At 65.1% G+C, this 26,423-nt stretch carries 18 protein-coding genes; 9 read left to right on the forward strand and 9 right to left on the reverse strand.

Features of this window, described 5'->3' with window-relative positions; genetic code table 11:
- Window positions 1–40 precede the first annotated feature (40 nt).
- The 5 genes from FHR95_RS11765 to ydiJ all read right to left on the reverse strand — a co-directional run bounded on the left by FHR95_RS11765 (window position 41) and on the right by ydiJ (window position 9,909).
- Window positions 41–2,128, reverse strand: coding sequence for a TonB-dependent receptor family protein (locus FHR95_RS11765; RefSeq protein WP_183314517.1), 2,088 nt, complete (start codon window positions 2,126–2,128; stop codon window positions 41–43).
- A gap of 33 nt (window positions 2,129–2,161) precedes the next feature.
- Complete coding sequence (locus FHR95_RS11770) at window positions 2,162–2,362, reverse strand: DUF2905 domain-containing protein (protein ID WP_183314518.1); 201 nt, start codon at window positions 2,360–2,362, stop codon at window positions 2,162–2,164.
- A gap of 47 nt (window positions 2,363–2,409) precedes the next feature.
- The gene (locus FHR95_RS11775) at window positions 2,410–5,568 is read right to left on the reverse strand and encodes an efflux RND transporter permease subunit (protein ID WP_183314519.1); all 3,159 of its coding nucleotides are present in this window, start codon (window positions 5,566–5,568) and stop codon (window positions 2,410–2,412) included.
- Between the two features lie 15 nt (window positions 5,569–5,583).
- Window positions 5,584–6,636, reverse strand: a complete 1,053-nt coding sequence (locus FHR95_RS11780) for an efflux RND transporter periplasmic adaptor subunit (protein ID WP_183314537.1) — start codon at window positions 6,634–6,636, stop codon at window positions 5,584–5,586.
- 114 nt (window positions 6,637–6,750) lie between these two features.
- On the reverse strand, window positions 6,751–9,909 hold the full coding sequence (gene ydiJ, locus FHR95_RS11785; protein ID WP_183314520.1) for a D-2-hydroxyglutarate dehydrogenase YdiJ: 3,159 nt from the start codon (window positions 9,907–9,909) through the stop codon (window positions 6,751–6,753).
- Window positions 9,910–10,129: 220 nt separating this feature from the next.
- On the opposite strand from ydiJ, the gene serS reads away from it, so the two are divergent.
- The gene (gene serS, locus FHR95_RS11790) at window positions 10,130–11,407 is read left to right on the forward strand and encodes a serine--tRNA ligase (RefSeq protein ID WP_183314521.1); all 1,278 of its coding nucleotides are present in this window, start codon (window positions 10,130–10,132) and stop codon (window positions 11,405–11,407) included.
- Window positions 11,408–11,413: 6 nt separating this feature from the next.
- Here the strand turns inward: serS and FHR95_RS11795 are convergent, their stop codons facing one another.
- Window positions 11,414–12,196, reverse strand: a complete 783-nt coding sequence (locus FHR95_RS11795; protein ID WP_183314522.1) for an SIMPL domain-containing protein — start codon at window positions 12,194–12,196, stop codon at window positions 11,414–11,416.
- Window positions 12,197–12,322: 126 nt separating this feature from the next.
- On the opposite strand from FHR95_RS11795, the gene FHR95_RS11800 reads away from it, so the two are divergent.
- Entirely contained in the window at window positions 12,323–13,417 is a 1,095-nt protein-coding gene (locus FHR95_RS11800) for an AI-2E family transporter (RefSeq protein WP_040187803.1), read from the forward strand.
- A gap of 64 nt (window positions 13,418–13,481) precedes the next feature.
- On the opposite strand, the gene trxA is transcribed toward FHR95_RS11800, so the two are convergent.
- Complete coding sequence (gene trxA, locus FHR95_RS11805) at window positions 13,482–13,805, reverse strand: thioredoxin (protein ID WP_040187802.1); 324 nt, start codon at window positions 13,803–13,805, stop codon at window positions 13,482–13,484.
- A 234-nt stretch (window positions 13,806–14,039) separates the two neighbouring features.
- Here trxA and cysB point away from each other — a divergent pair, with 234 nt between their 5' ends.
- Entirely contained in the window at window positions 14,040–15,011 is a 972-nt protein-coding gene (gene cysB / locus FHR95_RS11810; RefSeq protein WP_183314523.1) for an HTH-type transcriptional regulator CysB, read from the forward strand.
- A 49-nt stretch (window positions 15,012–15,060) separates the two neighbouring features.
- Here cysB and FHR95_RS11815 read toward each other — a convergent pair whose 3' ends face one another.
- Both FHR95_RS11815 and pabB read right to left on the reverse strand, forming a co-directional pair.
- Window positions 15,061–15,681 (reverse strand): phosphoadenosine phosphosulfate reductase domain-containing protein, encoded by a 621-nt coding sequence (locus FHR95_RS11815; RefSeq protein ID WP_183314524.1) that lies wholly within the window; start codon window positions 15,679–15,681, stop codon window positions 15,061–15,063.
- A gap of 92 nt (window positions 15,682–15,773) precedes the next feature.
- Window positions 15,774–17,165: an aminodeoxychorismate synthase component I gene (gene pabB / locus FHR95_RS11820; protein WP_183314525.1), complete on the reverse strand. Its 1,392-nt coding sequence runs from the start codon at window positions 17,163–17,165 to the stop codon at window positions 15,774–15,776.
- A 237-nt stretch (window positions 17,166–17,402) separates the two neighbouring features.
- Here pabB and FHR95_RS11825 point away from each other — a divergent pair, with 237 nt between their 5' ends.
- The 6 genes from FHR95_RS11825 (at window position 17,403) to prpD (ending at window position 25,790) form a co-directional block, all read left to right on the forward strand.
- Window positions 17,403–18,122, forward strand: a complete 720-nt coding sequence (locus FHR95_RS11825; RefSeq protein WP_040187799.1) for a GntR family transcriptional regulator — start codon at window positions 17,403–17,405, stop codon at window positions 18,120–18,122.
- A gap of 23 nt (window positions 18,123–18,145) precedes the next feature.
- The gene (prpB, locus tag FHR95_RS11830) at window positions 18,146–19,036 is read left to right on the forward strand and encodes a methylisocitrate lyase (RefSeq protein WP_040187798.1); all 891 of its coding nucleotides are present in this window, start codon (window positions 18,146–18,148) and stop codon (window positions 19,034–19,036) included.
- 51 nt (window positions 19,037–19,087) lie between these two features.
- Window positions 19,088–20,215 carry a bifunctional 2-methylcitrate synthase/citrate synthase gene (prpC, locus tag FHR95_RS11835; RefSeq protein WP_040187796.1) on the forward strand — a complete coding sequence of 376 codons (1,128 nt, stop codon included), beginning with the start codon at window positions 19,088–19,090 and terminating at the stop codon, window positions 20,213–20,215.
- A gap of 96 nt (window positions 20,216–20,311) precedes the next feature.
- Entirely contained in the window at window positions 20,312–22,927 is a 2,616-nt protein-coding gene (gene acnD, locus FHR95_RS11840; RefSeq protein ID WP_040187795.1) for a Fe/S-dependent 2-methylisocitrate dehydratase AcnD, read from the forward strand.
- An 89-nt stretch (window positions 22,928–23,016) separates the two neighbouring features.
- Window positions 23,017–24,207 (forward strand): 2-methylaconitate cis-trans isomerase PrpF, encoded by a 1,191-nt coding sequence (gene prpF, locus FHR95_RS11845; protein ID WP_183314526.1) that lies wholly within the window; start codon window positions 23,017–23,019, stop codon window positions 24,205–24,207.
- Between the two features lie 101 nt (window positions 24,208–24,308).
- Window positions 24,309–25,790, forward strand: coding sequence for a 2-methylcitrate dehydratase (gene prpD / locus FHR95_RS11850; protein WP_183314527.1), 1,482 nt, complete (start codon window positions 24,309–24,311; stop codon window positions 25,788–25,790).
- Window positions 25,791–26,423: the final 633 nt, after the last annotated feature.

Genomic DNA, 26,423 nt, shown 5'->3' on the forward strand with positions numbered 1-26,423 from the left:
GCGGGCTGCCCGTCTTGTCAGCGCGCGCCTTGGCAATGGCTCAGAAGCCGAGCTCGAGCCCGGCGTACCAGGTGGTGCCGGGTGCCGGTTCGAAGTAGCGCCCCCCGAAGGCATTGATCCGCACGTTCTCGATGTAATCCTCGTCCAGCAGGTTGCGGACACCGACGTGCAGCCCGAGTCGCGTGCTGCCGCCGCCCAGGCTCCAGGCGTCGCCGGCGCGCAGGTTGACCAGCCAGTGGCCGGGAATACGAACCTCGTTGGCGTTGTCGGCGTAGAACGAGCCGGTGTAGTGAGCTTCCAGGGTGGTGAAGCGCTCGCCGCTGCCGTACCAGGTCAGGCGGTTCATCCACAGTCGGCTGGGCAGCCCGGGAAGGTCATTGCCGTCGTAGCGGCCATTCTCGTCGCGAAAGCGCTCGAACGCATAGTCGGCGAGCGTCAGCGCGCTGGTCAGGCGCCAGTCCAGGCTGGGATTCCACTCCAGCCCCAGCTCGATGCCTTCCCGGCGCGTCTCCCCGGCATTCTCGAAGTAGTCGCGGCCATCCGAGGCCTGGAACTGGATCAGCTCGTCGTCGACGAGCACCGAGAAGGCCGCCAGATGATAGCTCAGCTCGCCGCCTAGCCGACCACGCAGCCCGAGTTCGCGGTTCAGCGAGGTCTGCGGTTCGATGTCGGGGTTGAAGCCGCCGCTGCCGTCCGACGGGGCAAACTCGGTGAAGGTCGGCGTCTCGAAGGCGCTACCCAGGGTGGCATAGAGCTGGTGGTCAGGATGGAAGCGGACGCTCAGCCCCAGGCTCCCGGTCCACTCGCGAAAGGTTCGGCTGCCGCTTTCGTCCGGGTCATCGGCAGCCACCAGGCGGTCGTCGATGGTCATGCGCACGCTGTCGTGGCGGACGCCGGCGCTCAGGTCGAGTCGCTCGGTCAGCCCCAGTTCGGCCTGCAGGAAGGCCCCCGATGCGGTGGCGTTCTGCTGCTCGTCTCCGGTAATCCCTGTCACCTCGCCTGATCCATCGACGCTGCGGCGGCCGCGGTCGTCTTCCTGACGAGCCAGGTCGAGCCCCACTACGGTGCGCAGCGGGCGCGCCGCCAGGGTCAGCGGCAGGGTATAGTCGAGACTGCCGCCATAGTAGGTGCGCTCGTAGTCGATCCGGCTACTGCCGGGGAAAGGCAGCTGCTGGAAGAAGTCGCGCCAGCTGACGAAGGTTCGGGCGTTGAACTCGCCATCGCCCAGGGCGAGGTCCTGGTAATGCAGCCCGAGGAACTGCTGCTCGACCTCCTGGCGCGAGTCGAGGTCAATCGCGAGATCGCGCGCCTGGCTGGGGTCCTCGGCAACCTCCTCGGCGGTCAGCGCGCTGGGATCCTCGGCGCGCGGATTGTCGAGCACATTGATCAGCGCCGAGAGCGTCCGGTCATCATCGAACCGGTAACCCAGGTGGCCATTGAGCAGGCGTTTCTGCACGGCGCTCTGTTCACGATAGCCGTCGAAATCCAGTGCCGAGACGCTGACGCTGTGCGTCCACCGGCCGTTCTCGCCGCCCTGGCGCACGCCGAGCTTATAGAAATCGTGGCTGCCGCCCTGCAGGCTGAGCTGGGGGGAGCGCACCAGCTCGCTGCCGTCGCCCGTTTGGATGTCCACCACGCCGCCGGCCGCGTTGCCGTAGAGCACCGATGAGGGGCCGCGAATGACCTCAATGCGCTCGGCGCTGTCCAGATCCACGGCATCGACCTGGGCCTGGCCGTCGGGCAGGGTAAAGGGGAAGCCGTCGACCCGTACGTGGATGCCGCGGATGCCGAAGGGCGCCCGGGCACCGAAGCCGCGGATGGCGATACGCTGGCCCTGGGCGAAGTTGTTGCGGTTCTGGAGGAAGACGCCGGGCACCGTCACCAGGGACTCATCCAGCCGCACGCCCTGCTGGCCGCGCTGGATATCCTCGCGCGTCAGTGCCGTGACGGCGGCCGGTGTGTCGTAGAGGTCTCGGGCGAGACGCGGGGCGGTCACCGTAATGGTGGGCAGGGTGTCGCTGGCCGAGGGGCGACGCGCATCCTGCGCATTGTCGCGCCCTTCGGCTGCCTGTGCCCAGACGAGTGGGCTCCAACAGGCCAGCAGCAGAAGCGTGATGCGGTATGGCATTGGGCTCATCCCGATCTTGGGTCCGGCTTCAGCTTAGCGCTGAAACAGCCACAGGATAGCCGAGATCACCACGCTGACCAGAATCATGGTGGTGATAGGGAAGAAGAACGAGACGTTCTCCTTGCGGATGATGATGTCGCCGGGCAGCTGGCCCAGTGGCAATCGCGAGAGCCACGGCCACAGCAGGCCGATGGCGACGATGACCAGGCCGATCAGGATCAGGGCGCGAGACATTGGGCGGGTCTCCTCTTCCAGGTCTGTCTAGGTCCGACCTGCCATGCTCAGGCGGTTTTCGAGTGACCGAGCTCGCCTCGGCCAGTTCCCGACAGCACGCTCACGGTCAGCGCCGGCAGGAAGGTGACCGTCACGCAGGCGGTGCCGAGCAGGCCGAACAGCACGATGGCGCCCACGCCGCGGTAGAGCTCGGTGCCTTCGCCGGGCAGGAAGACCAGCGGCGAGAGACCGCCCAGCGTGGTCAGGGTGGTCATGGCAATCGGGCGCAGGCGGCTGGCCACGGCGTCGCGCACGGCCTGGCGCACGTCACCAGGGGCGTGACGCAGGTTCTCGCGGGCCTGGTGCACGACCAGGATGGGGTTGTTGACGACGGTGCCCATCAGGATCAGAAAGCCCAGCATGGTGATCATGTCGAAGGGCTGGTGGATCTCGGCGAGCCCCAGGCGCGGCAGCCAGCCGCCTACCAGGTTCATCAGGGCGAGACCGACAATGCCGCCGGCGGCCCCCAGCGGGATGGTGGCAAGCACCAGCAGCGGATAGCCCCAGTGGGCGAAGATCGCGACCAGCAGCAGATAGACGATGATGCCGGCGATTACGCCGTTGTCCAGCAGCGAGTCGCGCGTGGCATCCAGTTGATCGCCGGCGCCGGTGAGCGTGACGTCGATGTACCCCGGCAGGTCGCCGCTGGCGCGCAGGTGCTCTACCACCTCGCGGTTGACCCGCGCGATGCCCGCCTCGAGGGGGACGTCGCCCGGCGGAATGATGTCGAGGGTCACGCTGCGGCGGCCGTCGACGCGACGCAACGTGGCCGTCGCCACCGTCTCGCGAATCTCCGCGAGTTCCCCCAGTGGCAGCGTGATGCCGAGCGGCGTGTGAACCGGCAGATCAACCAGGTCGTTCAGGTCGGTGTTGCCGACGCCGGGTCCGTAGCCGTAGAGGTCGATCTTCTGGTCATCGAGATAGAAGTCGTCCAGGTAGGTGCCGTTGGTCAACGCCGCCACGGTGGTGCCCAGGGCGTCGGCATCCAGACCGACTTCGGCGGCGCGCTCCCAGTCGGGAAGAACCTCGATCAGCGGCTGGCCGAGATCCAGCGCCGCGGGGCGCGACTGGATACGCGGGTTGTCGAAGACCTGTTCGGCGCGGTCATAGAGTCGGTTGGCGGCGGCATAGAGTTCAGCGAGGTCGTTGCCGGCAATGTCCAGGGTGATGCTGCGCGTGCCGCCGTCGTTGCTGGAGATGATCGAGCCGCGCGCGGCGAAGGCGCGCATGTCGGGGTAGGCCTCGTAGCGTTCGGTCAGGGCGTCCATCAGCGCGTCGATATGATCCGGGTCGCGGGTCTCGGCGATGATGCGCAGACCCTGCGCCTCGACCTGCATGCCCAGGGTGCGCATCGCGGGAACCTCGCTTCGGCCTTCCTCGAAGTCGCTGGGGTCGGCGCCCACGTGAGGCAGCAGCTCGGCCTTGAGCTCATCGGCGATGGCCGTCATGGTCGAGAGGTTGTAGCTTGCCGGGGCGTTCATGCTGGCGAAGGTCTTGGCCTCTTCACCCTCCGGCAGATAGGCCGCCGGCGGCGTCAGCCAGAGAAAGATCGCCAGCCCGCCGCCGATCGTCAGCGCCATGGCGGCAACGCGTCGCGCTGGGGAGGCGATCAGCCTGTCGACCAGGCCCAGGGTGGCCCGCATCCAGCGCGGTGCCTCCTGGTCATTGGCCCCAGATCCGTGGAAGTCGAGGTGAGCGCCCAGCGTGGGTATCACGGTAATGGCAACGACCAGCGAGGCAAGGATCGCCGTGGCGATGGCCACGGCGATATCGGAGTAGAGCTGGCCAGCCTCCTCCTCGATGAAGAAGATGGGCACGAAGACCAGCACGGTCGTCAGGGTCGACGCCAGCACCGCCGGCCACACCTGCTGCACGCCGGTCACGGCGGCCTCGAAGCGCTTCCGGCCGCGACGCCGCTGCGTCTCGATGCTCTCCAGCACCACGATGGTGTTGTCGATGGTCATGCCGATGGCGAAGGCGACGCCGGCCAGCGAGATGACGTTGAGGGTGCGCCCGGCGAGCAGCAGGCCCAGGAAGGCGGCGATGGTGCAGATGGGGATGCCGATGACGCCGGCCAGGGTAGCGCGCGGCGAGCGCAGGAAGGCGAACATCACCAGGGTGGCGAACAGCGCCCCCAGGCCGAGGTTGGTCCAGACGTTGGCGATCGACGCCTCGACATAGCGCGCGTCGTCGCTGGAGAGGCTCATGTGCAGCCCCTGGTCGCCGAGCAGCCCGTTGTTGAGCGACTCGACCTCGGCCAGCATTCGCCGCTTGATCTCGATGACGTTGGAGCCGGGCTCGCGGCGTACCTGAACGCTGAGCACGGGGTCGCCGTCGCCATTGTAGGAGCGCGAGGTCAGCTCGGCGTGGGAGAGGCGCACCTCGGCGACATCGGCCAGGCGCACGACCGCGTCGCCTCGGCGCGTCAGAATCAGCGCCTCGAGCTCGGCGATATCCCGGAAGCGACCCACGGTGCGCAGCAGGTAGCGCCGCTTGCCACTCTCCAGGTCGCCGCCGGAGACATCCTGATTGCGGGCCTGCAGGGCGTCGCGAATGTCCTCGATGCCTAGCGCATGGTCGGCCAGGGCATCGGGGTCGATGAGCAGCTGCATCTGCCGCGCCGCGCCGCCCGATACCGTGACCTCCGAGACACCCTCGACGCTCTCCAGGCGTGGGCGGGCATTGTCCTCCAGGTAATCGCGCAGCGCGGCCATGTCGAGATCGCGGGGATTTCCCTCGTGGGGCGCCACGTTGAAATACATGAAGGCGTTGGCCGAGAAGGATGTGGCAACGATGCGTGGCTGGTCGACGTTGGCCGGATAGGAGGGCACCTGGCTCAAGGCGTTGTTGATGCGAATCAGCGTTTCGGTGAGGTCGATGCCGAACGGGAAGTCGAGCTCGACCTCGGCCGCGCCGCTGGTGGCGGTGGACTCCATGCGCACCAGGTTGGGCACATTGCGCAGGTACTCCTCCTGCTCGATCAGGATATCCTTCTCGATGTCCTGGGGCGTGGCGCCGGGCCAGCGGGTCTCGACACCGATGGTGCGGACCTCCAGGTCGGGGATCATCTGCACCGGAATCCGCCAGATGGCGGCGACACCCAGCACCAGCAGGATCAATACCGCGACGCTGACCAGAACACCGTGACGAATGATGGCCGCAAACATGCGATCAGCGCTCCTTCACTCGTCGCCCAGCGTGAGCCGCTGGCCTTCTTCCAGGCGCTCGTTACCCCTTACGACGACGCGCTCACCGGCATCGATGCCCTGGATGGCGACTCGGCCCTCGTGGCTGGCGCCGGGGGTGACCTGTCGCTCGCGGGCACGCCATTCCTCCTCTTCCTGGCGGGCCAGCCACAGGCTGACGCTGCCGTCCGGGCGGCGAATGAGGGCGTCGCGTGGCACCACCGGGCCCTTGTCATCCTTGAGCAGTAGTCGTCCCTGCACGGCCATGCCCGGCAGCAGGTCGGGGGCGTCGTCGAGCACGGCGCGTAACAGAAACTGGCGAGAGCGCGTCTCGTCGAGAGGGACATCGGTGAGCGGGCGAGCGGGCAGCCAGTCATCGTGTCCCGACGGGCGGACCTCCAGGTCGGCACCGTCCAGGCGATGGTGCACCGCCAGGGGTACGTTGAAGTCCAGGGTCAGCTGCGTCAGGTCGATCAGCGTCAACAGCGGGGTGCCCGGCGTTGCCCACTCGCCGAGTTCCACGTCGCGGTGGGTGAGCCGACCGGCAAAGGGTGCGCGCAGACTGTGACGCGCCAGGCGTGCCTCGAGGCGGTCGCGCTCGGCACGCCGGCGCTCGAGAACGGCCTCGGCGATGGCGACATCGGTCTCACGCTGGCTGAGCTCGCTGCTGGCGATGTTGCGACCCTCGCGCAGGCGCCTGCCTTCCTGCAATCGACGGCGGGCGTTGTCGAGGGTGGCCCGCGCTTCGCTGACATCGGCAGCGGCGCTGCGTGCCTGGAGCGCTACGTCCTGGTCATCGACGCGCAACAGCAGCGCATCGGCCTGCACGCGGTCGCCGAGCGACACCGACAGCTCGGTCACACGTCCCTCGACATCGCTGGAGAGGCGCGCGGATCGCGGCGCCTCCACGCTGCCGTTGAGAGATAGCGTCTCGACGATAATGCGCTCTTCGACCCTGGCAAGGGTGACGAGGGCATCCTGGGCCGACAGCGGGACGGTGAGCCCGAGCAGCAGGACGATGGCGAGGAAGCATTGCGTGGCGCGGTTGATGGTGTCGGCTCTCCTTGTGCAGTCGGGCGGCTACCTGCCTCTCCCCACCGGGAATTAACGAGTGGTTGGTCCCGAGGCACCATCTCGAGTTCCCTCGGCCTCGACACGCTGCGTTCAACGCTGTGCGAGGCGCAGCTGCTGCAAGAGTCCCTGTAGCGGGTGGGGCAGGGCGGTCGCAGAGAATCGCTTGGCCTGGCTGCGGCAGGAGTAGCCGGTGGCCAGCAGCCTGCCCGAATGCGTCTCATCGTCTACCACCGGCTGCCACGACTGGGCGTAGATGGTCCGCGAGGTCTCGCGGTTGCGTGCCTCGTGACCGTAGGTGCCGGACATGCCGCAGCAGCCGGTGCTGAGCAGCTCGAGCTCCAGGCCGAAGGCGGCGAATACCTGCTGCCATGCTCTGGGACTGCCCGGCGCGTTGGTCTTCTCGGTGCAGTGGGAAAGCAGCTTGTAGCCGGGGTCGTCTAGCCTGGGGCTGCGGGGTGCCAGGGTGGTAGCATGCGTGACAAGCCACTCCTGCAGCATCAGAACCTCGGGCACGGCGTCCGGCCCCAGCGCCTTCAGGTACTCCTGGCGATAGGTCAGGGTCATCGCCGGGTCGATACCCACCAGCGGCACGCCAAAGTCGGCGAGGGTCGTTAGATGACGGGCCTGCTTGGCAGCGGTGCGCTCGAAGGCGCCCAGAAAGCCCTGGACATCGAGCGGCTTGCCGTTGGGCGCATAAGGTGCCACGAACACCTTGATATCGAGACGAGACAGCAACTCGACGATATCCATCACCAGCCTGGCCTCGAAGTGGCTGGTGAAAGCGTCCTGGATGAGCACCACGCTGCGCGCTTGCTGTGCTTCGGTGAGCAAGCCGAGCGCTGTCGGCGTTGCTTCCGCCACGCCCCAGGCGGCGAGCTGCTTCTTCAGGCTGGCGCGCGAGAGACGCGGGCTGTCCACCAGGCCGAGCGGGCCGGCCAGCAGCCGGTCGACGAGGCGGTTGCCCAGCGCGGCGTTATAGAGCGGTGCGATGCGCGACAGGGTCGGCACCAGGAACTCCATGCCGCCCACCAGATAGTCGCGCGGCGGGCGCAGGTAGCGGCCGTGGTAGACCTCGAGAAAGCGCGAGCGGGAGTCCGGGATATTGACCTTCACCGGGCACTGGCCGGCGCAGGACTTACAGGCCAGACATCCCGCCATGGCGTCGTATACCTCATGGGAGAAGTCAGTCTCGCCGCGCCGCTTGGCGAGGGTGTTTCTGAGCCGCAGCGGGAAATCCTTGACGAAGCCCCAGGCGCCCTCGGCCTTCTTCTTCCTCGACTCCTCGACCAGGTCGACGCCGGACGCGCCTTGCAGCCGCAGCCATTCGCGAATCAGGCTGGCGCGCCCCTTGGGCGAGTGAACCCGGTCGCGGGTGGCCTTCCAGGAGGGGCACATGGCATCGTCGGGGTCGTAGTTGTAGCAGGCGCCATTGCCGTTGCAGTAGACCGTGGCCGCATGGGCCCGCCAGACTCGCTCGTCGATCTGGCGGTCGAACTGGCCCCGGGTGGGCACGCCGTCGATGGTCAGCAGGTTCGGATCGACCCACTTGATCGACTGCTCCTCGGCTTCCCCCGCGGCCTCGGGCGGGGTAGACAGCGGCGTGGCGATCTTGCCGGGATTGAGCTGGTTGTGAGGGTCGAAGGCCGCCTTGACCCGCTGCAGGCTGGGGTAGAGCTCACCGAAGAAGGTCGGGGAATACTCCGAGCGCACGCCCTTGCCATGCTCGCCCCACAGCAGGCCATGGTATTTCCTGGTCAGCGCGGCCACCTCGTCGGAGACCTCGCGGATCAGCACCTCCTGTTCGGGGTCCTTCATGTCGATGGCCGGTCGCACGTGCAGCACGCCGGCATCCACGTGGCCGAACATGCCGTACGCGAGGCCGCGGGCATCCAGGGCGGTTCGGAACTCAGCGATATAGTCCGCCAGGTGCTCGGGCGGGACGGCGGTGTCCTCGACGAAGGGGATCGGTCGCTTCTCGCCCTTGGCGTTGCCGAGCAGGCCCACGGCGCGCTTGCGCATGCCGTAGACCCGCTGGATCTGTGCGCGCCCCTCGGCCAGCGTATAGCCCAGGCGGGGCACGCTGGCATCGGCCTCCAGGTGGCGGCAGAAGGCGTCGACGCGCTCGGCCAACCGCTCGGGGTCGTCGTCATTGAACTCGATCAGGTTGATGCCGCGCACCGGCGTCTCGCCCGAGGGAAAGAACTCGGCGACGCTGTCCCAGACGAAGTCCTCCATGGCCAGCATCAACACGGTGTCGTCCACCGTCTCGATGGAGGTGGGCCGCGCCTGCGGCTTGGCTTGTGAAGAGTCACTGCTTGCCATCAGCGCCTTGGCGTCGCGCAGGGCGTCCATGAAGCCGGCGTAGCGCACGTTGACCAGGGTCGAGTGCTTGGGGATCGGCAGCACGTTGAGCACCGCCTCATCGAGCAGGCCCAGCGAACCCTCGGCACCGCACAGCAGGCTGTTGACGTCGAGGCGACCCTTGGCATCACGCAGGTGTGCCAGGTCATAGCCGGTCAGACAACGGTTGAGCGGGGGGAACTTGGCCTCGATCAGCGCACCCTGGGTATCGATGATGTCCCGTGCGGTGCGATAGACCTCCCCGATGACGTCCTGGCGTTCGCACTGGCGGGCGAGCTCCGCCTCCTCCAGCGGCCGGCTCACCAGCCGTTCACCGCCCAGCAGCAGGGTCTCGAGCTCGAGCACATGATCGCGGGTCTTGCCGTACTCGCAGCTGCCCTGGCCGCTGGCATCGGTGGCGATCATGCCGCCGATGGTGGCGCGGTTGGAGGTGGAGAGGTCCGGGGCGAAGAACAGACCGTGCGGCTTGAGCGCCGCGTTGAGCTGGTCCTTCACCACGCCGGCCTGGACGCGTACCCGACGATTCTCCACGTCGATGTCGAGGATCGCATTCATGTGTCGCGAGACGTCCACCACCAGGCCATCAGTGAGCGACTGGCCGTTGGTGCCGGTTCCACCGCCGCGCGGGGCAAGAGCCACCTGGCGGTGTTCGTCGCGGCCGGCCAGCCGGGCGATAAGCTCGAGGTCAGCGCCGTGCCGGGGGTAGAGCACCGCCTGGGGCAGGCGCTGATAGATCGAGTTGTCGGTGGCGAGCACCGTGCGGGCGGCATAGTCCGGGGCGATCTCGCCCTCGAATCCTGCCTCGCGCAGGGCGTCCAGAAAGCGCAGATAGTGGGCGTCGAGGCCCTCGAGCCGGCGCGAGTCGGCGGTATCCAGTCGTGCGATCATGGCGCTCTTGTCTGGGGAGGAGAGAGTGTCACTACTTTACCGTGAGAGGGCGGTATCGTGCATCCTACCCCCGGGGGCCAACGTCTGGTGGCGTCGGCTGGGTGGCGCGTGGCGCCGCTGTAGCCTTTTGCCTACAATAGGCGCCCTGTTTGCCGATGCCATCGCCGGGACGCCCGGCGCTGGCGGTTCCCGATTTCACGACTGCAACGGACCGGATTCCATGCTCGACCCCAAACTGCTGCGCAGCGACCTCGATGCGGTCGCCCAACGACTGGCCAAGCGGGGCTTCGCCCTCGACACCGACCGTCTCGAGGCGCTGGAGTCCCGGCGGCGCGAGCTGCAGGCACAGACCGAGTCTCTGCAGAACGAGCGCAACACCCGCTCCAAGGCGATCGGCAAGGCCAAGGCTCAGGGCGAGGACATCCAGCCGCTGCTCGATGAGGTCTCCGATCTGGGCGAGCGTCTGGACGCCGCCAAGGCACGCCTCGCCGAGATACAGAGCGAGTGGGATGAACTCGTCAGCGGTCTGCCCAACCTGCCCCAGGAGAGTGTGCCGGTGGGCGAGAGCGAGGACGACAACGTCGAGCTCCACCGCTGGGGGACGCCACGAGCGTTCGACTTCGCCGTGCGCGATCATGTCGACCTGGGGGCGCTCAGGGGCGATCTGGACTTCGATCTGGCGGCCAAGCTGACCGGTGCCCGCTTCGCGGTGATGCGTGGCCCCATCGCGCGGCTGCACCGGGCGCTGACCCAGTTCATGCTCGACAAGCAGACCCTCGAGCATGGCTATGAAGAGTGCTATGTCCCCTACATGGTCAACGAGACCTCCCTGTTCGGTACCGGCCAGCTGCCCAAGTTCGGTGAGGATCTGTTTCGTCTCGACGACGAGCGTGGCTACCATCTGATTCCGACTGCCGAGGTGCCGCTGACCAACTTCGCCCGCGACGAAATCATCGATCACAGCGCACTGCCGGTGAAGCTCACCGCCCACACCCCCTGCTTTCGCAGCGAGGCGGGTTCTCACGGTCGCGATACCCGCGGCATGATCCGTCAGCACCAGTTCGACAAGGTCGAGATGGTGCAGCTGGTCGACCCGACGACCAGCGATGACGCCCTCGAGGAGATGCGCGGCCACGCCGAGGCGATCCTCCAGGCGCTGGCGCTGCCCTATCGCGTGGTGACGCTGTGTACCGGCGACATGGGCTTCGGAGCGGCCAAGACCTATGACCTGGAGGTGTGGTTGCCCAGCCAGGAGACCTACCGCGAGATCTCCTCGGTCTCCAACTGCGAGGCGTTCCAGGCACGGCGCATGCAGGCGCGTTTCCGCCATCCCGAGCAGAAGAAGCCGCAGCTGCTGCACACCCTCAATGGCTCCGGTCTGGCGGTAGGGCGCTGCCTGCTGGCGGTGATGGAGAACCACCAGCAGGCTGATGGCTCGATCCGCATTCCCGACGCGCTGCGCCCCTACATGGGTGGCGTCGATACCATTAACGTCTGACCTGGCTTACGGCGCTATTTTCCAGCTGACGCTGACGCCTGCCTCGATGGTGACGGTGCCGGGACGGTACTCGGCCTGGGGCCGGCTCTCCTGGGCTTCGGCACTCATGGCCATCATCCGCGGCTGGAAGACCGGTGAGCGGGTCTCGCTGACATTGATGACTTTACCCAGGTCGATGCCCAGCGTTTCGGCCATCAGGGTGGCCTTGTGTCGCGCCTTCTCCAGTGCCTTGACCAGTGCCTGGTCGGTTGCGGCAGCGCGGTCGGACAGGTCGTAGCTCACCCCGTCGAGGGCATCCACCTCGGCCTCGGTTAGCGCGTCGAGCACCGCAGGCAGCTGCTCGAGGTCGTCGAGCTGAAGGCGAACGGGGCGCTCGAGTCGGGTGCGGACCAGCGTCTCGCGCTCGGCCGTGTCGCGCTGCTCTCCGGGCAGGTGTTCGGGGTGCACGTTCAGGGAACCGGCGCGAATCGCCTCTCGCTCGAGCCCTGCGGCTTCCAGGGTCCGAATCAGGCTGGCGGCCCGCGCTTCCAGTCGGTCCCGAGCCTCGCGCAGGGCATCCGGATCGCTCTCGGGCGAGTCGCCTCGGGCGATGGCCGGCGTGTGTTCCCATAGGCGGGCACTGAGCGTGGCACGATCCGGCACTACCTGCAGCTCGGCTTCGGCCTGGACATCCACGCGGCCGGGCGTGTCCGCGGCCAGAGCGCGGGGTAACATCGGCAACGATGCTATGGCCATCAATGCGGCCAGGGCCGGCAAGCATAGCGGTCTTAGTGCGCGGGCAATCGGCATGGCGCTCTCCTTGTCGCATGGCGAGTGTTCCGGCTTGGAGCGTGCGTGCCGGGGATGGTTCCGTGCTATGCAATTGCCTTGCGCCCCGGCATCATGAGCGAACTTTCAATGGCCGTGAGTCCGTGCATGCTGCACTCCAACGACAGTGAGCCGAGTACTATCCCTCTGAATCTGACCCTGACACTGGCTGCCCTGGTGGTCATCGTCGCGGGAATGCGGGTGGGCTCCAGCCTACTGGTGCCGCTTCTGTTGGCGCTGTTCATCGCAGTCGTCTGTACCGCGCCCGTGGAGTGGCTGCACCGCCTGGGGCTTAGCCGACGGCTGGCCGTGTGGCTGACGCTGGTGGTAATCGGTGTCTTCCTTTCCCTGCTTGGTCTGCTGCTGGTCAACAGTTTCGATACCTTCGTCGATGCCCTTCCGGGCATCGAGCAGAAGCTCTATCAGTATTACCTGGGGCTTCTCGACGGGCTGGCCGGGATGGGGCTGGCGATCGATACTGACCGACTGGCCGACCTGCTGGATGCGGAACAGTTGGGCAACTGGATTCCCGCGGTGCTCGGCGAAGTGGGCAACATGATGATGCAGAGCATCGTGGTGGCGTTGCTGGTGATGTTTCTGCTGTTTGAAACCCTGAATTTTCGCGACAAGCTATCCCGTGCCCTGGTCAACCCGGCACCCAGTCTGCGCCGCTTCAGCGAGTTCAGTCTCACGTTGAAGCGTTATCTGGCGGTAAAGACACTGATCAGTCTGGTGACCGGTGCATTCATCTGGGTGGCCTGCAAACTGGTGGGCGTCGAGTTCCCCCTGCTGTGGGCGGTACTGGCCTTTGCCCTGAACTACATTCCCAATATCGGTTCTGCCATCGCGGCCTTGCCGCCGGTCATGTTGCTGCTGGTGTCCCCGGAAGGCGGTCTGTTCGAGGCCCTGATACTTTCCGCGGCGTATCTGGGGATCAATTTCGTGATGGGCAATCTCGTCGAGCCGCGTGTGATGGGCAAGGCGCTGGGGCTTTCGACCTTCGTGGCCTTCCTTTCGCTGGTGGTCTGGGGCTGGATCTTCGGCGCGGCGGGGATGCTGCTCTCGGTGGTGCTGACGATGACCTTGAAGATCGCTCTGGACAGTCACCCCGAGACCCGCTGGATCGCCCACCTGTTGGGGCCGGGCGACGGTGCGCCCATCGACCAGGCCGACCGCCCGCCGTCGAAGCGCGAGGAAGAGTAGGGCGTGAAACGACATCGCCCCGGCCGGGGCCGAGGCGATGAAGCGTCAGGGCGTCGCGGCGCGATCAGGCGTTCTGGTCGATGAACTGGCTGAGCTGCGACTTGGACTGCGCGCCGACCAGCGAGGCGACCTTGGTGCCGGACTTGAACAGCATCACGGTCGGGACCCCGCGCACCCCCTGCTCGGCGGCGATCTCGGGGGCATCGTCTACATTGATGCTGACGACCTTGAGGTTGCCGTTACGTTCCTCGGCGACCTCGTCGACCACCGGTGCCATCACCTTGCAGGGACCACACCAGGGGGCCCAGAACTTCAGCAGGACCGGCGCGTCGGCCTTGAGGACTTCCTGCTCGAAGTTGGCATTGGTGACATCGACGTTATTGGCCATGTGATTCTCCAGTTTCGTTGCGCTGCATCGAGCGGATGGGGGGGCATGCGAGCCATGCCCGGTCGGACGATGTTAGCGGCCGACCGGAGTGCTGGCAAATCCCCTCGGTAGGGGAGGGCGCAGGGAAAGCGGTTGCACCGCGCTGGGCAGGCTATGCTATAAAGTGATCATGAATAATTTTCTTATGTCTTGCAGGTATTTAAAAGCGCCCACGACATGCGAGGGAGGGCAGTCATGAAGCTTCAGCAGCTTCGCTACATCTGGGAGGTTTCGCGTCACAACCTCAACGTCTCGGCGACGGCTCAAAGCCTCTTTACCTCTCAGCCGGGCATTTCAAAGCAGATTCGCCTGCTCGAGGACGAACTCGGTGTCGAGATTTTCGCCCGCAGCGGCAAGCACCTCACCCGCGTAACGCCGGCAGGTCAGGCGATCATCGAACTGGCTGGTCAGGTGCTGAGGCTTGCCGAGAACATCAAGGAGGTCGCTCAGGAGCACAGCGACGAGCGTCGCGGCAGCTTGGCGATCGCTACCACTCACACCCAGGCGCGTTATGCGCTGCCGCCGGTAATCAGCGACTTTACCCGGAAGTATCCCGACGTGGCGCTGCACATGCAGCAGGGTACCCCGAAACAGATCGCTCAGATGGTCAGCGATGGCCAGGCCGATTTCGCTATCGCCACCGAGTCTCTGGAGCTCTTCAACGACCTCGTCTTGCTGCCTTGCTATCGATGGAACCGCTGCATCCTGGTGCCTCAGGGCCATCCACTCGCCCAGTTGGAGGCGCTGACGCTCGAGGACCTGGCGGACTATCCACTGGTCACCTATGTCTTCGGCTTCACCGGGCGCTCCCAGCTCGACGATGCCTTCCGCGCCCGTGGCCTGACGCCCAACGTGGTGCTCACCGCGGCCGATGCCGATGTCATCAAGACCTACGTGCGTCTGGGGATGGGGGTGGGCATCGTCGCCCACATGGCCGTGGATGCCGAGCACGACACCGACCTGGTGGCGGTGGAGGCTGGCCACCTCTTCGCGAGTTCTACCACCAAGATCGGCATTCGCCGCGGCACTTTCATGCGCGGCTACATGTATGACTTCCTGGAAGGCTTTGCCAGTCACCTGACACGGGATCTGGTCGACGCGGCCCTGGTCGCCGGCCCGCGTCACGAGGAGATGCTCTTCAAGGATATCGAGCTGCCGTCTCGCTGAGCGACGGCTCGATATCCTGCCGTTGCTTTTCTCCCGGCCGTCGCGATCGTCAGTGCTGGAGGTGCAGGCCGCACTCGCGCTTCTCCTCCACCTTGGTGGGATCGAAGTAGTCGAAATTGTTGGGCAAGTCGTGGGTCTGCAGGTAGTGATAGAGATCACGTGCCGTCCAGTGCAGGAGCGGCGAGACCTTGAGCAGGCCGTCGCTGCTGCGGTTCACCGGTGTCATTTGGGCACGCTCGGGGGTGTCCTCGGCCCGCAGGGCGGTGAACCACACATCGGGTGACATCTCGTGCAGGGCTCGCTCGAAGGGTTCGAGTTTCACTTCTCGGGTGAAGGCGGTATGGCCTGGTTCCTCGATCCCCGGGGCCGGGCCTTCGAGTGCTTCGCGATGCGCTCGCGAGCGGCGTGGCAGGTAGCTCACCAGATTGAGGTTCAGGCGCTGTATCAACTCGTCGGCAAACCGGTAGGTGGCGTCGGTGTTGTAGCCACTGTCCATCCAGACGACCGGGATATGCGGCTGCTGGCGAGTGACCATGTGCAGAATAACGGCCTCGAAAGGGCGGAAGTTGGTCGTGCAGATTGGCCGTTGTCCCTGTTCCAGCGCCCAGCGGATCAAGGCCTCGGGGTCGTTGCCAAGCTCCCGGTTGATGACGTCGAGTTGCGGCTCCATGAGGGGCTCCCGGACAGGTGGTCGTGTGTCTGGCGTACCCTAGCAGAGCCGGTGAGCGCTTCCCCAATACCGATTCATTGGATATCTATTCTTTATTGAATTAAAGAAAGCCTTTCTTTATTCCATGACGGATCGTCGCTGGCGGCCATCAGGGCGTGCATCAGGTGGCGGATCTTGTCCAGCGTCTCGGTGTATTCGTCTTCGCCGCGCGAGTCGGCGACCAGACCGCCCCCACCCCAGAGGTGCAGCGCTCCCCCCTCGGCCACCACGCTGCGAATGGCGATGGAGGTGTCCATCTGGCCGCGCACATCCACGTAGCCGAGACTGCCGCAGTAGGCGCTGCGACGGCTAGGCTCCAACTCGTCGATGATCTGCATGGCCCGCACCTTGGGGGCGCCGGTAATGGAGCCGCCGGGAAAGGCAGCGGCCAGCAGGTCCAGCGGCGAGGCGCCTCGGGCCAGCTCGCCGGTTATCACGCTGACCAGGTGATGCACGTTGGCATAGCTTTCCAGGCCGCAGAGCTGCGGGACCTTTACGCTGCCGGGTCGGCATACCCGGCCCAGGTCATTGCGCAGCAGGTCGACGATCATCACATTCTCGGCACGGTCCTTGAGACTTGCGGTCAGCGTCCGGGCCAGCCGGCGATCCTCTTCGGGCGTCGCGCCGCGGGGTCGCGTGCCCTTGATCGGCCGGGTCTCCACCCGACCTTCCCGGCAGAGCAGGAAGCGCTCCGGTGAGAGTGAGAGGATCGCCTTGTCCTCCCAGGCCAGGTAGCCGGCAAAGGGCGTGGGCGTGGTGGCGCGCAGTCGACGGTAGGCGGTCCAGAGATCACCCTCGAACGGGGCGCTGAAGCGCTGTGCCAGGTTGATCTGGTAGCAGTCGCCGGCGCGGATGTAGTCCTGCACGGTGTCAAAGCGTGTCAGGTAATCGTCACGACTCATCTCGGCGCTAAAAGGGGCGGTCAGGCGGAAGTCAGCCGCTGGTCGCGGTGACCTTTCCAGCCACTTGAGCACCTGGCGACGTCGTGAGGCACTTGCCACCAGCCAGCTTTGCTGACACTCATGGTCCTGGATCAATGCCCAGTCATAGAGGCCGACCCGGCTGGCCGGCAGCTTGACCGCCTGTTGTGCCTGTCCGCTCACCGGCTCGAGTCGCTGCCCGAGGTCGTAGCTCCAGTAGCCGATGAGTCCGCCGAGGAAGGGCAGTTGGCTATCCGGCACGTTGCTCGGCAGCCGCTCGAGCAGTGCTTGCTGGGCGGCGAAGGGGGAGAGTGCCGACAATGCCGGGTCGCCTTGTACCTGGCCGTCGGCATCAACCTCGAGCAGCGCGAGCGGATCGCAGCTGAGAATGTCGTAGCGGCCACCCGGGGCCGATGGCCGACCGGTATCGAGCAGCACGGCACCGGGCCTGTCGCGCAGTGCCGCAAAATAGCACAGCGGATCCACGTGATAGGGCAGGGGGGCGATCTCGATCGGTGGTGTCATCGCGGCATCTTTCCGAAACTGGCGCTCCATTCTAGGACTCGAGAGCCGACTTGTCCCATCCGCTGCCAACTCTCTTCCCGTTAATGGCCATTCAAGCGCCTTATCATTGTCGACACTGGTGAGTTTTGCGCCGTGGTTGTCTACAACCAAAGGTTAAGCTCTTCGCTGGGCTGGCCTGTTGACCCCAAGTGAGGCAATGTCTACAGTTCACCCATCACATGATTGTCGACAATTACCATGAATTCAGCCGCACCTGAACAGGTCACGACCCCCGAAGTCCGCACGCTGGCGGAGCGTGTCTTCCAGCAGTTGCAGGACGCCATCGTCAGGGGCGAACTGGCGCCGGGCAGCAAGATCACCGAGCCGGGACTTTCCCGGTCCTTCGGGATCTCTCGCGGACCGCTGAGAGAAGCCATGCGTCGCCTCGAGGCGCATCGCTTGATCGAGCGAGTTCCCCATGTGGGAGCCCGTGTCGTCAAGCTTTCCATGAAAGAGCTGCTCGAGCTCTTTGATGTGCGCGAGGCCCTGGAGAGCATGGCGGCCCGGCTCGCCGCCGAGAACATGACGGCTGCCGAGATCGCCGGGCTGCGTGACGTGCTGGCCTTGCATGAGCGGCAGGCCGACCTGCGCCGCGGTGAGGCGTATTACCAGCGCGAGGGGGATCTGGATTTTCACTTCCGCATCGTCCAGGGCAGCCATAACAAGATGTTGACGGGCATGCTCTGTGATGACCTCTACTATCTGGTGCGACTCTATCGCACCCAGTTCAGTGCCAGCGGAACGCGTCCCCAGCGCGCCTTCGTCGAACACCACCGCATCGTCGATGCCATCGAGGCCGGTGACGCGGAGCTGGCGGAGCTGCTGATGCGCCGCCACGTCAGCGCGTCCCGGGCCAATGTCGTCGAGCGTTATGCCGCCACTCTCACGCCGCACGTCACGTCCACCACCCAAGGCTAGCCGATCAACCAAGGAGCACTGTCATGACCCAAGCCACGCCTGGCGCCCGCTTTCGCGCCGCACTGGAGGCCAACCGGCCGCTGTCCATTGTAGGCACCATCAATGCCTATACCGCCATGATGGCCGAGAAGGTGGGCCACCCGGCGATTTACCTCTCCGGCGGCGGCGTGGCCAATGCCTCCTTCGGCCTGCCCGACCTCGGCATGACCACCATGAACGACGTGGTGCAGGACGCCCATCGCATCTGCGGCGCGACCGATGTGCCGCTGCTGGTGGATATCGACACTGGCTGGGGCGGTGCCTTCAATATCGCCCGCACCGTCAAGGAGATGCAGCGCGCCGGCGTGGCTGCCGTGCACCTGGAGGACCAGGTGGCGCAGAAACGCTGCGGCCACCGTCCCAACAAGGCGATCGTTTCACAGCAGGAAATGGTCGACCGCGTCAAAGCCGCCGCCGATGCCCGGATCGATCCGGATTTCTACCTGATCGCGCGTACCGATGCCTTCCAGAAGGATGGCCTGGATGCCGCCATCGATCGGGCCAATGCCTGTATCGAAGCCGGCGCCGACGCTATCTTCGCCGAGGCAGTACATACGCTGGACGATTACACGGCGTTCTGTGAGCGCGTTGATGCACCGATCCTGGCCAACATTACCGAGTTTGGCGCCACGCCGCTGTTCAGCCAGCAGGAGCTGGGCGAAGTGGGCTGTCGCATGGTGCTCTACCCGCTGTCCGCCTTCCGTGCCATGAATGCCGCAGCGCTCAAGGTTTACCAGAGCATTCATGACAAGGGCCATCAGCGCGATGTGGTCGACCTCATGCAGACCCGTGACGAGCTCTACGACTTCCTCAACTATCACGACTTCGAACGCAAGCTCGACGCGCTGTTTGCCGAGAAGGGCGACGACGCCTGAGCCCAGCGCGCTTGGCGAAACCGGAACACGAGACAGCAAAGGAGATACGACATGGCAGAGAAGACCAACAGCAGCGCCGGCCTGCGCGGCCAGAGTGCAGGCACTACCGCGCTGTGTACCGTCGGCAAGACTGGCTCAGGCCTGACCTACCGCGGCTTCGACATCAAGGAGCTGGCCGAGAAGGCCAAGTTCGAGGAAGTCGCCTACCTTCTGCTCAAGGGCAAGCTGCCCAACCAAGGCGAGCTGGATGCCTATATCACCAAGCTCAAGGGGTTGCGCAGTCTGCCTGATGCGCTCAAGACCGTGCTCGAGCAGATCCCCAAGGACGCCCACCCCATGGACGTGATGCGCACCGGCGCGTCCATGCTGGGTAATCTGGAAACCGAGCAGAGCTTCGATGAGCAGCAGGATGTCTCCGACCGCCTGCTGGCGGTGCTGCCCTCGATCATCTGCTATTGGTACCGCTTCAGCCACGACGGCGTGCGCATCGAGACCGAGACCGACGATGCCTCCGTGGGCGGCCATTTCCTGCACATGCTGCGCGGCGAGCCGGCCTCCGAGCTCCACGCCGGGGTGATGAACGTCTCGTTGATCCTCTACGCCGAGCACGAGTTCAATGCCTCCACCTTCAACGCGCGGGTGTGTGCATCCACGCTCTCTGACATGCACTCCTGTGTGACCGGCGCTATCGGTACCCTGCGTGGCCCGCTGCACGGTGGTGCCAACGAGGCGGCCATGGCGATGATCGAGAACTGGACCTCGCCGGAAGAGGCCGAGCGCGAAATCATGGGCATGCTCGAGCGCAAGGACAAGATCATGGGCTTCGGTCATGCGATCTACCGCGACTCCGACCCGCGCAATGCCATCATCAAGCACTGGTCGAAGAAGCTGGCCGAGGACGTGGGCGACAGCGTGCTGTATCCGGTCTCCGAGCGGGTCGAGGAGGTCATGTGGCGCGAGAAGAAGCTGTTCTGCAACGCGGATTTCTTCCACGCCAGCGCCTACCACTTCATGGACATTCCCACCAAGCTGTTCACGCCGATCTTCGTCTGCTCGCGCCTCACCGGCTGGGCGGCGCATGTCTTCGAGCAGCGCGCCAATAACCGCATCATTCGTCCGAGCGCCGACTACGTGGGCCCGGAGAAGAGCGAGTGGGTGCCCATCGAACAGCGCGACTGATCGCCTGCTGTCATCTGGACGGCTCCATGGGGCCGTCCTGCTTTGCCTCTATCCCCGCGCCCCGCGCCAGTCGTCAGTGAGAGACCCCCAGACGCCATGAACACCGATTATCGTAAACCGCTTCCCGGTACCGAGCTGGACTACTTCGACGTGCGTGCGGCCGTCGAGGATATCGAGCCTGGTGCCTATGACACCCTGCCCTATACCTCCCGGGTGCTCGCCGAGCAGCTGGTTCGCCGCTGCGAACCCGAACTGCTCACCGACGCCCTCAAACAGCTGATCGAGCGCCGCCGAGACCTGGACTTTCCCTGGTATCCGGCGCGGGTGGTGTGCCACGACATTCTTGGCCAGACGGCGCTGGTCGACCTGGCCGGCCTGCGCGACGCCATTGCCGAGCAGGGCGGTGACCCTGCCAAGGTCAACCCGGTGGTCCCGACGCAGTTGATCGTCGATCACTCGCTGGCCGTGGAACATGCTGGCTTTGATCCGGATGCCTTCGACAAGAACCGCGCCGTCGAGGATCGTCGCAACGAGGATCGCTTCCACTTCATCGAGTGGACCAAGACCGCGTTCGAGAACGTCGATGTGATCCCCGCCGGCAACGGCATCATGCACCAGATCAACCTGGAGAAGATGTCGCCGGTGGTGCAGGCACGTGACGGCGTGGCCTACCCCGATACCTGTGTAGGCACCGACAGTCACACCCCGCATATCGATTGCCTGGGCGTGATCGCTGTTGGGGTGGGTGGCCTGGAGGCCGAGACGGTGATGCTGGGTCGCCCCTCGATGATGCGCCTGCCCGACATCGTCGGCGTGGAGTTGACCGGCAAACCCAAGCCGGGCATTACTGCCACCGATATCGTGCTGGCGATCACCGAGTTCCTGCGCAAGCAGCGCGTGGTTGGCGCTTACCTCGAGTTCTTCGGCGAAGGTGCCAAGAGCCTGACCATCGGCGACCGCGCCACCATCTCCAACATGACCCCGGAGTATGGCGCCTCCGCGGCGATGTTCTACATCGACGAGCAGACCATCGACTACCTGACGCTCACCGGCCGCGAGCCGGAGCAGGTCGAGCTGGTCGAGACCTATGCCAAACAGACCGGCCTGTGGGCCGACAGCCTGGCCGAGGCCAAGTATGAGCGGGTGCTGACCTTCGACCTCTCCAGCGTCGAGCGGAACTTGGCTGGCCCCTCCAATCCGCATCGCCGCCTGCCCACCAGCGCCCTGCATGAGCGTGGCGTCGCCGTGGATTACGATCAGGCTCAGGCGCAAGAGAAGGCGGGCAAGATGCCCGATGGCGCGGTGATCATCGCCGCCATCACCAGCTGCACCAACACCTCCAATCCGCGCAACGTGGTGGGCGCTGCTCTCCTGGCCAAGAAGGCCAATGAGCTCGGGCTTACGCGCAAACCCTGGGTGAAGTCTTCCTTCGCGCCGGGGTCCAAGGTGGCGCGCCTCTATCTGGAAGAGGCCGGTCTGCTCTCCGAGCTAGAAAAGCTTGGTTTCGGCATCGTTGCCTATGCCTGCACCACCTGTAACGGCATGTCCGGTGCCCTGGATCCCCAGATCCAGCAGGAGATCATCGACCGAGATCTCTACTCCACCGCGGTGCTCTCGGGCAACCGCAACTTCGATGGACGCATTCATCCCCATGCCAAGCAGGCCTTCCTGGCCTCGCCGGCGCTGGTGGTCGCCTATGCCATCGCCGGAACGGTGCGGTTCGACATCGAGAAGGACGTGCTGGGCACCGATCCGCAGGGCAATCCGGTGACCCTCAAGGATCTCTGGCCCTCCGACGAAGAGATCGATGCCATCGTCGGCGAGTTCGTCAAGCCGGAGCAGTTCAAGCAGGTCTACATTCCGATGTTCGACCTGGATGCCGTCGAGAAGGCCGAGAGCCCGCTCTACGACTGGCGCCCCCAGAGCACCTACATTCGCCGGCCCCCCTACTGGGAAGGCAACATGGCGTCGGTGCGGGCGCTCAAGGGGATGCGGCCGCTGGCGATCCTGCCCGACAACATCACCACCGACCACCTGTCGCCGTCCAACGCCATCATGATGGACAGTGCAGCAGGTGAATACCTGCACAAGATGGGCCTCCCGGAGGAGGACTTCAATTCCTACGCCACGCACCGCGGTGACCACCTCACCGCCCTGCGGGCGACCCTGGCCAACCCCAAGCTGTTCAACGAGATGGTGCGGGACGACAACGGCGAGGTGCGGCAGGGATCGCTGGCGCGGGTCGAGCCGGAAGGCGAGGTGACGCGCATGTGGGAAGCCATCGAGACCTACATGGAGCGCAAGCAGCCGCTGATCGTCATCGCCGGTGCCGATTACGGCCAGGGCTCATCGCGTGACTGGGCGGCCAAAGGCGTGGCGCTGGCCGGGGTCGAGGCGATCGTTGCCGAGGGCTTCGAGCGTATCCATCGTACCAACCTGATCGGCATGGGCGTGATGCCGCTGCAGTTCCTGGAGGGCACAACTCGACACACCCTGCAGCTCGATGGCACCGAGACCTATGATGTCGAAGGCAAGCCGGCGCCGGGCGCCAAGCTGGAATTGGTGATTCACCGCAAGACCGGTGAGGTCGATCGCGTACCGGTGATCTGCCGCCTGGATACCGCCGAGGAGGTGACCGTCTACTCCGCTGGCGGCGTGTTGCAGCGCTTTGCCAAGGACTTCCTGGAGTCCGAGGTCGAAGCGGTTAGCTAAGCCCCCGGCGCCCTTCTCTGTGGGCAGCTGCATCCTTCCTTTCTGCCGCGCCTCCAGGCGCGGCAGCTTTCCCTTCGGAGTCGATTTCCATGGCACATGTATCCCAGATTCGCGTTCCTGCTACCTATATGCGTGGCGGGACCAGCAAGGGTGTGTTCTTCAAGCTCAGCGACCTGCCGGAGGCCGCGCAGGTACCGGGCGAGGCCCGTGATCGTCTGCTGATGCGAGTCATCGGCAGCCCCGATCCCTACCAGAAACAGATCGATGGCATGGGGGGAGCGACCTCCAGCACCAGCAAGACCGTGATCCTGTCGAAAAGCGAGAGCGCTGAGCATGATGTGGACTATCTGTTCGGTCAGGTCTCCATCGACAAGCCCTTTGTCGACTGGAGCGGCAACTGCGGTAACCTCTCAGCGGCGGTGGGGCCCTTCGCGATCAGCAACGGCCTGATAGACCCGTCGCGTATCCCGGAGAACGGTGAAGTCGAGGTACGCATCTGGCAGGCCAATATCGGCAAGACCATCGTCTCGCGGGTGCCCATCAGCGGCGGCGAGGTCCAGGAGACCGGCGACTTCGAGCTGGATGGGGTGACCTTCCCGGCCGCCGAAGTGCCGGTGGCCTTCAAGGACCCGGCGGACGGCGAGGGCGCGATCTTCCCCACGGGGAATCTGGTCGACGACCTGGAGGTGCCCGCTGAGGTGGTGCCGGGCGGTACACTCAAGGCGACCATGATCAATGCCGGTATCCCGACCGTCTTCGTCAATGCCGCCGACATCGGCTATACCGGCACCGAGCTGCAGGAAGCCATCAACGGCGATCCCCAGGCGCTGGCGATGTTCGAGGCCATCCGCGCCCACGGTGCGGTCCGCATGGGATTGATCGCTGACGTCAGCGAGGCGGCGGCCCGCCAGCATACCCCCAAGGTGGCCTTTGTCGCCCCGCCCGCCGACTACCTCTCCTCCAGTGGCAAGCAGGTCACCAGTGGCGAGGTCGATCTGGTGGTGAGGGCGCTCTCCATGGGCAAGCTTCACCATGCCATGATGGGCACAGCGGCGGTGGCCATCGCCTCCGCAGCGGCTATCGAGGGTACCCTGGTCAACCTGGCCGCCGGTGGCGGCAAGCGTAATGCGGTGACCTTCGGCCATCCCTCCGGCTCGCTGGGCGTTGGCGCCGAGGCGAGCCTGGTGGACGGTCGCTGGGTGATCGACCAGGCGGTCATGAGTCGCAGTGCCCGCGTGCTGATGGAAGGCTGGGTCCGCATCCCCGGTGACAGCTTCTGAGCACAAGCCGGCCGAGCGGAAGGAGCGCCCCGGGTTCGCAGGACTCGGGGCGTTTTTTATATAGTGTGGGTAATCCCATGAAGGTGTGACCGGAGGCGAACATGAGCACAGTGGAAGCCAATGTGCGGCCCGACTATGACAGCGAGCTGCAGAAGATTGCCGATTATGTCCTCGGCTTCACGATCAACAGCAGCGAGGCGTTCGACACCGCCCGTTATTGCCTGATGGACACGCTGGGGTGTGGCCTTCTGGCGCTGCGCTTTCCCGAGTGTACCAAGCACCTGGGTCCCCTGGCTGAAGGCACCGTAGTGCCCAACGGGGCTCGCGTGCCGGGGACCTCGTTTCGGCTGGACCCGGTCAAGGCCGCCTGGGATATCGGGGCCACCATTCGTTGGCTCGACTACAACGACACCTGGCTGGCTGCCGAGTGGGGCCATCCCTCCGACAATCTGGGGGGGATCCTGGCCATCGCCGACCACCTCTCCCAGAAGCGTCTGGCCCTGGGCGAATCGCCGTTGATGATGCGCGAGGTGCTCGAGGCCATGATCATGGCCCATGAGATCCAGGGCGTCCTGGCCCTCGACAACTCCTTCAACCGCGTCGGCCTCGATCACGTGGTACTGGTCAAGGTGGCGTCGACCGCCGTGGTGGCCAAGCTGATGGGCGCCGATCGCGAGCAGCTGCTCTCGGCACTGTCACATGCCTGGGTCGACGGGCAGAGCTTGCGCACCTATCGTCACGCCCCTAATGCCGGCTCTCGCAAGAGCTGGGCCGCCGGGGATGCTACCTCGCGTGCCGTGCGTCTGGCCGATATCGCCATGCGCGGCGAGATGGGCATTCCCGGTGTCCTTTCGGCGCCGCAGTGGGGGTTCTACGACATCCTCTTCAGCCATACCAACCGGGATTTGGCTCTCAAGCCGGCCGAGGAGCGCAAGTTCAGCTTCCAGCGCGACTTCGGCACCTACGTGATGGAGAACATCCTCTTCAAGATCTCCTTCCCGGCCGAGTTTCATTCCCAGACGGCGTGCGAGGCTGCCGTCACCCTCCACCCTGAGGTCAAGGACCGCCTGCAGGAGATCGACCGAATTGTCTTGACCACCCATGACTCGGCGATACGCATCATTTCCAAGGAGGGCAGCCTGGCCAACCCGGCGGATCGCGACCACTGCCTGCAGTACATGACCGCCGTCCCCCTGATATTCGGCAGCCTCACCGCCGAGCATTACGAGGACGAATTCCACGCGGCCAATCCGCTGATCGATGAGCTTCGCGCCAAGATGGAAGTGGTCGAGGACGAGACCTACTCCAGGGATTACTACGACCCCGAGAAACGCTCCATCGCCAACGCTATCCAGGTCTTGTTCAAGGACGGTAGCGCCACGGAGAAGGTCGAAGTCGAATACCCGGTGGGGCATCGCCGCCGTCGAGCTGAGGGGATTCCGCTGCTGGTTGACAAGTTCCGGCGTAACCTCGCAACGCGGTTCCCGGCAGGTCGCTGCGACGAGATCCTGACGCTATGCGAGGAGCCGGTGCGCCTGGAGAGCACTCCGGTCAATCGCTTCGTCGATCTCTTTGTCATCTAAGCGTTACCCGTTCCGCCCCTTTCTTTTTCGTGCGCCGGGGCGGGGCTGCAACAACGCCGTGATGTCATGTGGCGATCGTTATGGCGTGCTGTGGAATGCTGAGCTATATTTTTCTGCGGGCAGGGGTTGCGTGCTTCGGCTTCAGGCCGTAAAGTGCGCATCCGCTGCCGGCGACGGGAAAACGTTGCAGGCGGTGATAGTGGCAGAAGTGCTTGTTTCCATTTGGGTTTTTCGAAACGCTTGGAAAATTCCCGCTTGACGAACTCGCCGCATTCGGTAGAATGCTCGCCACTCGTGACAGAGACCCGCTGACGGCTTTTCCTGGATCAGCTGAGGGCTCTGGATCGGCACTCACGTCGCTTCGGCGAGGTGAGAGTTCGGTCACCCGCTTTGCTTCTTCGGAGCGCCACACAGGGTTGACATCGAGCGCCGATCACGTAGAATACGCCTTCCTCGCAGGGCGCCGGCGAGACCGCCGCATCATTGATGCAGCTGGCACGACGGCAACAGCGAGACGCTCCTCTCTCTTACGAGAGTCCGGAGCCGCTCTTTAACAATCGATCAGGTAATTCATGTGGGCGCTTGTCGGGATGTCGGTGACCAGTCACTGAAACATTCAAGGCAAGCGACTCG

It is taken from the genome of Halomonas fontilapidosi (assembly GCF_014192285.1).
In the GTDB taxonomy this organism is placed as follows: domain Bacteria; phylum Pseudomonadota; class Gammaproteobacteria; order Pseudomonadales; family Halomonadaceae; genus Halomonas; species Halomonas fontilapidosi.

Excerpts from the sequence above, each read along its gene's own strand:
- ydiJ (WP_183314520.1), bottom strand. The coding sequence starts at position 9,909 with ATGATCGCACGACTGGATACCGCCGACTCGCGCCGGCTCGAGGGCCTC.
- cysB (WP_183314523.1), top strand. The coding sequence starts at position 14,040 with ATGAAGCTTCAGCAGCTTCGCTACATCTGGGAGGTTTCGCGTCACAAC.
- FHR95_RS11800 (WP_040187803.1), top strand. The coding sequence starts at position 12,323 with ATGCTGCACTCCAACGACAGTGAGCCGAGTACTATCCCTCTGAATCTG.
- acnD (WP_040187795.1), top strand. The coding sequence starts at position 20,312 with ATGAACACCGATTATCGTAAACCGCTTCCCGGTACCGAGCTGGACTAC.
- FHR95_RS11775 (WP_183314519.1), bottom strand. The coding sequence starts at position 5,568 with ATGTTTGCGGCCATCATTCGTCACGGTGTTCTGGTCAGCGTCGCGGTA.
- serS (WP_183314521.1), top strand. The coding sequence starts at position 10,130 with ATGCTCGACCCCAAACTGCTGCGCAGCGACCTCGATGCGGTCGCCCAA.
- FHR95_RS11770 (WP_183314518.1), bottom strand. The coding sequence starts at position 2,362 with ATGTCTCGCGCCCTGATCCTGATCGGCCTGGTCATCGTCGCCATCGGC.
- FHR95_RS11825 (WP_040187799.1), top strand. The coding sequence starts at position 17,403 with ATGAATTCAGCCGCACCTGAACAGGTCACGACCCCCGAAGTCCGCACG.
- prpF (WP_183314526.1), top strand. The coding sequence starts at position 23,017 with ATGGCACATGTATCCCAGATTCGCGTTCCTGCTACCTATATGCGTGGC.
- prpD (WP_183314527.1), top strand. The coding sequence starts at position 24,309 with ATGAGCACAGTGGAAGCCAATGTGCGGCCCGACTATGACAGCGAGCTG.
- FHR95_RS11795 (WP_183314522.1), bottom strand. The coding sequence starts at position 12,196 with ATGCCGATTGCCCGCGCACTAAGACCGCTATGCTTGCCGGCCCTGGCC.
- prpC (WP_040187796.1), top strand. The coding sequence starts at position 19,088 with ATGGCAGAGAAGACCAACAGCAGCGCCGGCCTGCGCGGCCAGAGTGCA.
- prpB (WP_040187798.1), top strand. The coding sequence starts at position 18,146 with ATGACCCAAGCCACGCCTGGCGCCCGCTTTCGCGCCGCACTGGAGGCC.
- FHR95_RS11765 (WP_183314517.1), bottom strand. The coding sequence starts at position 2,128 with ATGCCATACCGCATCACGCTTCTGCTGCTGGCCTGTTGGAGCCCACTC.
- trxA (WP_040187802.1), bottom strand. The coding sequence starts at position 13,805 with ATGGCCAATAACGTCGATGTCACCAATGCCAACTTCGAGCAGGAAGTC.
- pabB (WP_183314525.1), bottom strand. The coding sequence starts at position 17,165 with ATGACACCACCGATCGAGATCGCCCCCCTGCCCTATCACGTGGATCCG.
- FHR95_RS11815 (WP_183314524.1), bottom strand. The coding sequence starts at position 15,681 with ATGGAGCCGCAACTCGACGTCATCAACCGGGAGCTTGGCAACGACCCC.